This window comes from Streptomyces sp. NPDC005728 (assembly GCF_040630895.1).
Classification (GTDB): Bacteria; Actinomycetota; Actinomycetes; order Streptomycetales; family Streptomycetaceae; genus Streptomyces.
The window spans coordinates 1-7,165 of the sequence record NZ_JBEXYL010000203.1; the positions used below are offsets into that span (position 1 = coordinate 1).

Genomic DNA, 7,165 nt, shown 5'->3' on the forward strand with positions numbered 1-7,165 from the left:
CCGATGCCGGGGTGGTGCTGTTGTCCTGACCGCACGCCGTCGTCAGCGCCAGCACCGAAGCTGCCGTGGCCACCAGCGAGGCGGTCCGCCAGGAGATCTTCATCCTCAACTCCGCCTTGCCCGGATGTTGCAGCGCCCTGCTGCGCCGCCGCACAGACATGGGTACGCAGCACAGGGGCCGGAGTGTTCAACGGAGTCGAGAATGCATCAGCACGTCGCGGGGGGCCTGCGACGTCGTCCGGGTAGGCACGGATCTGTCCTTCACCACGTCCTCGATCGTGTAGTCGGGTGCGTCCACCTCTCGGACCTCGGCGGCGGGCGGATCGTCAAAGAATCTTGCGTGAGTCGATGTGGCGTCGGTCTCAGGTGCGCGGTGTCCTCGGGGAGCGCTCCGGCGCTGTCCGGGCAGGAGACATGGTCTCGTGCCTAACGCTTCAGGAGGTGTGCGCCTGCCGGGTGCCGCGTCGAGCCGCCATGCGGCGCCGCTGCTCGGCGGCTAGGTGTATTGATCACGAGCGTTGTTGACAGCCGTGGGGCTTGATCATGGCGAAGACCTCCGGTGTGGTGGAGCTGTCTAGGACTGCACCGCACGGAGGTCTTCGTGTCCCACCGTAATGCCCGGCTGACCGTTCACGGCAGGCGGCTTCTTGTTGAGCGTGTCCGTTCCGGTCGGCCCGTCGCCCATGTCGCGGCCGAAATGGGCATCTCGCGGGCCACGGCCCACAAGTGGATCCGCCGCTGGCGGGCCGAGGGCGAGCAGGGGCTGCACGACCGGCCCAGCCGGCCCCGCACGACACCGCATCGCACCGCGGCAGCCGTGGAGGCCGGGGTGTGCCGGCTGCGCCAGGAACGCAAGCTCGGCCCCGCCCGGCTCGGACCGATCCTGGGCCTGCCCGCCTCGACCGTGCACCGCATCCTGGTCCGCCACGGCCTGAACCGTCTGGCTTTCCTGGACCGGCCCACCGGAGAGCTCATCCGCCGCTACGAACGCGACCGGCCGGGCGAGCTGGTCCACGTCGACGTCAAGAAGCTCGGCCGGATCCCCGACGGCGGCGGCCACAAGGTCCTGGGCCGCCAGGCCGGCGGGGCCCGGCGCAGCGGCGTGGGCTTCGACTACGTCCATTCCGCCGTCGACGACCACAGCCGCCTCGCCTACAGCGAGATCCACGGCGACGAGAAGGCCGCCACCTGTGCAGGCTTCCTGCGTCGGGCCGCAGACTTCTTCGCCACCTGCGGCATCGACCGCATCGAGCGGGTCCTGACGGACAACGCCTGGCCCTACCGCAAGAGCTTCGCCTGGCAGCAGGCCCTGGCCGAACTCGGCGCGGCCGGCAAGCTCACCCGCGCCTACCGGCCACAAACCAACGGCAAGGTCGAACGCTTCAACCGCACCCTGCTCGACGAATGGGCCTACCTACGGCCCTACACCAGCAACACCGAACGCACCGACGCCCTGGCAGACTTCCTCCACACCTACAACCACCACCGCTGCCACACCGCACTGGGCGGCAAGCCACCCATCACCCGCGTAAACAACCCTGCGGGTCAATACAGCTAGGCGTTAGTTAGGTCTTGCGGCGGACCCGCTTGCCGAAAGCCTGCGCGTTGGTGGCGCCGGCGGCCGCGGCAGCCTCCGTCCAGGCTGTCCCCTCGCCCTCCGCGTCGCGGTCGACGGCAAGGCCCTGCGCGGCTCGCGCACCGCCACCACCACGTACGTCACCCTGCTCGCCGCGATGGACCACACCGGCACCGTCCTCGCCCAGCGCCAGGTCGCCTACAAAAGCAACGAGATCCCCGCCTTCGCCCCCCTGCTGGACACGATCGACCTCACCGACACCGTGATTACCGCCGACGCCCTGCACACCCAGCACGCCCACGGCACCTACCTCCGCGAACGCGGCGCCCACTACATCGCCCAGGTCAAGGCCAACCACCCCACCCTGTTCGACAGGGTGCGCCGTCTGCCCTGGCCCGACATCACCCTCGACCACTACGAGCGCACCCGCGCCCACCACCGCCACGAGATCCGCAGGCTGAAGACTGCGGCCTTCGCCCACATCGACCACCCCGAAGCCCGCCAGGCCCTCCAAGTCGTGCGCTGGAGGCAGGACTTCACCAGCGGCAAGCTCACCATCGAACGCGTCTACCTGATCACCAGCGTGCCTCCTGGAGCTGCGAGCGGCGCCCAGCTCGCCGCCCGGATCCGCGGCCACTGGAAGATCGAAAATCTTCTGCACCACGTCGGCTGCCCGAGATCCTGCCTGTCGGACTCGACGCGGCCTCACGCCCGGACTACATAGCCGATTGCCTGCCGCCTGCCCGTACTTTCGGCGCTGAGCCTCCACCCCCGAGAGGATCCGCCGAACGATGGTTGCCTCTGCAATGAGCATCGAACGATGAACGCGGGGGGGTTCGCCACCGACTCAGGAGCAGCACAATGGAAACGTCCACGACCAGACAGGGAACGTCGAGCCACAAACGCGTCAATAACAGGAAGCGGAAGGTCGCTGTCGCGACAGTTGCGGCGGTGGTCCTGACATCTGGGGTCCTGCTGCCGGCGGCCTTCGCCACGGGTACCAGTAGGGTTCCCAGCTCAGCGAGCTCGCCCGCCGCCGCCTGCGTCGGCCGAACTCTGGCAGCATCCCTGGCTACTCCTCCAGCACCCGCTCCGGCAGCCGCTCCAGCACCCGCTCCGAAAGCTCCTCCGGGAGCCGCCCTAGACAACGTCCTCAAGGGCATCACCAGCCTCACCCGCGTCATCGGCCTCATCAACGCGCTCGGGGGGCTCCTCCGCCTCGGGGCTGGAATGATGGGGCCGATGATGGGGGCTGGAATGATGGGGCCGATGATGATGATGTCATCCGATGGCGGTGCTTGCCCCTCGGCCACCGCCGACTGCTCCCCAGGCGGCGACACCACGGCGCAGGGAAGCGCTGCTGGCGGTGATCAGCAACCCGCTCCGGCGCCGTCAGGCTGCGCGTCGGACAGCGCTCCGGCGCCGTCGGACACCGGCGAGGCGAACTAGCCTCGCCGTTTCGGTTGGGTACGGCGGCTGGTGAGGCGGAAACGCGAAAGTGCCTTCCTGACCTGGGACGATGAACCTTGCTGAGGGGTTCTGTCGGTCCAGGCGGAGGGCACTTTCTACGTGCAGGCTATCGGGTTGCGTCCCAAGGCCCAGGTCAGTGCCGATGGTTCGGGGGTGGTCAGTCACGCCGGGGCACGGTTGCTGACGGATCTCGCTGATGCCACCGGGGTCACCGCCGCGTACTCCACCGCGCTCAGGCCGCTCCGGCCGCGCAGGACCGGGCATGATCCGGGCCGGATCGCCGCCGATCTGGCGGTGATGCTCGCCGACGGCGGCGAGGCCATTGCCGATCTGGCCGTACTGCGTGACCAGGCAGGGGTGTTCGGTTCGGTCGCCTCGACACCGACGGCCTGGCGGCTGCTCGCCGACACCGACGAGAGGGCACTGTCTTCTCTGCGGGCGGCCCGTGCCCAAGCCCGGGAAGTCGCCTGGCTGCAGGCCGCCGAGCACGGCGAGGGCATTCCCGCAGTCCGGGCCGCGGGACGCATGCTGCCCGGTCGCGTCCTGGACCTCGACGCCACGCTGGTCACCTGCCACTCCGAGAAAGAGCAGGCCGCACCCACCTATAAGGGCGGCTTCGGCTTCCATCCGCTACTGCGCTTCCTGGCCAACACCGGCGAGGCACTGTCCGGCCGGCTGCGTCCCGGAAACGCCGGCGCCAACACTGCCACCGACCACATCACGGTACTCGACCAGGCACTCGCCCAGCTCCCCGACGCTCACCGGCACGGCACCGACATCCTCATCCGCACTGACAGCGCCGGATCCGCGAAAGCCTTCCTCGCCCACGTCCGCGACGTGCAGAAACGAGGAATCCGTACCTGCTTCTCGGTCGGATACGCCATCACCGAGCCGGTCCGCCGCGCTGTCCGGGCCGTGCCCGACCGCCTCTGGCATCCCGCCCTTAACCAGGACGGGACGCTGCGTGATGGCGCCGAGGTCGCCGAGCTGACCGGCATGGTCGATCTGGACGGCTATCCGGCCGGAACCCGCATCATCGTGCGCCGTGAACGCCCGCATCCCGGGGCCCAGCTGTCCCTGTTCACCGACACCCCGTACTCCGGTGGCGGCTCCGCCCAGTTCCTGGAGGTCCGCCACCGCAGGCATGCCACCGTCGAGGACCACATCCGATGCGGCAAGACCACCGGCTTCGGCCGCTTCCCCTCCCGCAACTTCGGCGTCAACGCCGTCTGGCTCGAACTCAGCCTCGCGGCGATCGATCTGCTGTCCTGGACCCGTGTCCTGCTGCTGGACGGCGAACTCGCCACTGCCGAGCCGAAGAAGCTCCGCTACCGGCTGCTGCACGTCGCCGCACGCCTCACCCGCGGCGGCCGCCGCCTGCGCTTGCGGATATCGGCGACCTGGCCCTGGGGACACGCACTGACCACGGCCTTCCACCGCCTCGCCGCACTGCCCCGACCCGCCGGCTGACGGAAAACCCCCGTCCGCCCACGACCCGAAAGACCCCGGAGAACCCGACCACCGCGCCGGGACTCCGCCATGCCCAAGCAGCGAAAACACCTCGCCCACATGACAGCTGACGATCAGCGACGTCTCATCACCCCAACCGAACCGGCGAGGCTAGGCACGGTCGCCGCGCTCGCGCTCCTGCGCAACGTTCCCGGCCTCGCCGACTGGATACTCAACCTCCAGCCCCACGAACTCCCGCAGCTCTTCAAAGAGATCTACCTCGGCCACTGGATCAAACGGCCGGACCTGATCAACCGGGCCATACGCCTGCACGACTGGGCCTGGAACCCCCAACCCGACAAGCAGCAACTGCGCGCCGTCCACGCCGTCACGCACGCCGCCATCAACACCGGCCTGATGGACCTCACCGGCCACGACGACCCGTACTGGCGCTCCGAGTCCGACGTCCTCAGCCCGCTCCTGACCGGCCTGCGCCACAAGAGCGACAAGAAGTGGCGCGGCGAATACCACACGCCTCCGTGCGTCACCGACCTGATGGCCCGGATCCTTGTGGACAAGGACGTCGGCGGCGAGAACAAGTCCATCGGGGAGCCCGCTGTCGGCTCGGGCACCATGTTCCGCTCCGTGGTCCAGCGTCTGCGCGAACTCCAGCTCAATCCACACGACTACACCTGGTACGGCAACGACATCGACTCGCTCGCCGCGGCTTCCGCCTCCTCGACCAGCTCACCGAGGAGCCAGTTCCCGCATGACCGAAGAGCACGACCTCACACGACCCCGCACCACACCCCAACTACGCATCTCCGCCCCGTCCTTCGCCGCGCCCAAACGCACCGGCGCCACACACCCAGTCGACCAGCTCGCCCCCGACCTCGAAGGGCCCTGGATCAAAGAGGACACCGATACCCCCAACCGCACCGCCAACTACACCCACCCCGAAGGCCACCGCGTGGGCCTGCGCCTGCAACCCGGCGACCTGACCATCCAGACGTGGATCACCGCAGGCCCCGACCTGCCGCCGATCCCCGCAGTCGGCACCGACGAGGAGCAGGCCCGAGCACAGGCCGACAACGACGCCCGCCGGGCCGCTCCTGGCACGCCACCCTCGCCACCCGGCACACCGACCTTGCCGCAGCTCTCGCATCCGTACTGCGCGACCAGCTGCTGCCCGCGCTCACGAACCAGCCCAAGCGCGTGCCCACCCCAGAGCCGAAGACCGAGGCCACCGGCGACAAGGAGCCGAAGGCCAAACGCCCTGCGGCCAAGAAGACCCGCACCAACCCCACCAAGGACTGAACGTGAACGGTGTGGCTCCACCCTCGGGCGACGAGGGTGGAGCCGTTTTCCGAGCTCTGAACGGGCAATCAGTTCCCCGGCGAACTGCCGTCAGGGTGTGTTGACGGTCATGCTCGGGAAACCCCCGCCGATGACCGCAACTGCTCCGGATGTTCCGACGCCGGCGGTGTTGTCCGCGTAGACCCAAGCGCCCACATTGAAGGTGTAGCCGTGCCCGGCAAGCACCGGGAACGAGACGGGCATCGGTGAATCTGCGATGACACCCTGGCTGTGCCCAGAGCTAACTTCGTCAACGCTCACCCGCTTGCGGAACAACTTGTGGGACCCGCCCGCTCTGAACACTCCATCCTCCATGATGGTGTGTTCGACACCGCCCTCGACGGTGGCGTTGCTTCCGATGCCGAGAGCCCCAACAAAGTAGCCCCAGGTCATCAGTCGCAGGGAGTCGCATGTCAGGATGCCACTGACAGTCGGCCGGACGAACACCCCGAAGCCCGCGTGCGCATTTACGAACTTTCCTCCGCTTCCCGGCACGAGGGGCCCACACCGCGCCTCAATGCCGACAGCACCTCGGGAGCGGTTAAGGAAGGTGTCGTAAGGCGCGCTTCCGTTCAGTTGGTGCCACTTCCAGTCGAAGGGATACGGCGGAGTCTCAAGCTTCACCCCGAGGGTGCGCACCACGAGGGAGGCCTCTTCGACCTCGATGGGCTCTTGTGGATGCAGAATGCTTGCGGAGTCGAACTCGAATTTTTGTTGGGCGAGGAGATCCTCAAACTCGCTAACTGCACTCGAGTCCTGTTTGACCAGCTTCGCTAGCGGAGCATTGATCGCATTCGCCAGCTTCTGGTGCCGGGCTTCCGCTGCGCGAGCTTTGTCTCGCTCCTCGGTCGAGCGGGCAGCCATGGCCCGGATGGAACTTTCGATGTCGTCACGCTGATCTTCCGGTACCGCCGGACCGAAATGTACGTCCACTCCGACTGCTTGCTCATGTTTTGTAGTAGTCATGACAAAGTCTCCTTCGTTAGTTGCCCCTGATCTCTTACGAGTCGTCTGCTGGACTGCGCAGGGAGGTGAGCCGTATTCCGAAGCGGCACCGCCATGACAGCGTGCGAGCCCATCACGTCCAGTGAAACTCTTCCGCTTGCCCGTCGCATCTTGGGCCAGCTGCGCACTAACCTCCGCTTCACTTGCCGTGGCGTCCGGTTCTCGAGCGGAAACGCGAAAGTGCCTCCTGAGCTGGGATGATGAGGCTTGTCTAACGAGCTCGTGCATGGTTGGCGGTGGCGCGTCGAAGATCGCGGTTTGGCGTCGGGGTTCACATGTGCGCATCGCCGAGGATGGTGGCGGTCTGCT

Annotated in this window: 6 protein-coding genes; 4 read left to right on the forward strand and 2 right to left on the reverse strand. The window is 67.6% G+C overall.

Translation table 11 applies throughout. From position 1 onward, the window contains the following. Positions 1-601: 601 nt before the first annotated feature. Positions 602-1,558, forward strand: coding sequence for an IS481 family transposase (locus ABZ471_RS47050; protein WP_359075303.1), 957 nt, complete (start codon positions 602-604; stop codon positions 1,556-1,558). Between the two features lie 7 nt (positions 1,559-1,565). Here ABZ471_RS47050 and ABZ471_RS47055 read toward each other — a convergent pair whose 3' ends face one another. Further along, positions 1,566-1,742, reverse strand: a complete 177-nt coding sequence (locus tag ABZ471_RS47055) for a hypothetical protein (protein ID WP_359075304.1) — start codon at positions 1,740-1,742, stop codon at positions 1,566-1,568. Between ABZ471_RS47055 and ABZ471_RS47060 the strand changes: the two genes are divergently transcribed. From ABZ471_RS47060 to ABZ471_RS47070, 3 genes are all read left to right on the forward strand, one after another. Continuing rightward, positions 1,722-2,300, forward strand: coding sequence for an ISAs1 family transposase (locus ABZ471_RS47060; RefSeq protein ID WP_359075308.1), 579 nt, complete (start codon positions 1,722-1,724; stop codon positions 2,298-2,300). The two genes, ABZ471_RS47055 and ABZ471_RS47060, sit on opposite strands and share 21 nt — an antisense overlap. An 845-nt stretch (positions 2,301-3,145) precedes the next feature. Next, positions 3,146-4,516 carry an IS1380 family transposase gene (locus tag ABZ471_RS47065; protein ID WP_359075305.1) on the forward strand — a complete coding sequence of 457 codons (1,371 nt, stop codon included), beginning with the start codon at positions 3,146-3,148 and terminating at the stop codon, positions 4,514-4,516. Positions 4,517-4,585: 69 nt separating this feature from the next. Further along, on the forward strand, positions 4,586-5,812 hold the full coding sequence (locus tag ABZ471_RS47070) for an N-6 DNA methylase (RefSeq protein ID WP_359075306.1): 1,227 nt from the start codon (positions 4,586-4,588) through the stop codon (positions 5,810-5,812). 90 nt (positions 5,813-5,902) lie between these two features. On the opposite strand, the gene ABZ471_RS47075 is transcribed toward ABZ471_RS47070, so the two are convergent. Continuing rightward, a complete protein-coding gene (locus tag ABZ471_RS47075; protein WP_359075307.1) occupies positions 5,903-6,784 on the reverse strand; it encodes a hypothetical protein in 882 nt (293 codons plus the stop codon). Positions 6,785-7,165: the final 381 nt, after the last annotated feature.

Coding starts and splice junctions, on each gene's coding strand:
- ABZ471_RS47070 (WP_359075306.1), top strand. CDS start 4,586: ATGCCCAAGCAGCGAAAACACCTCGCCCACATGACAGCTGACGATCAG.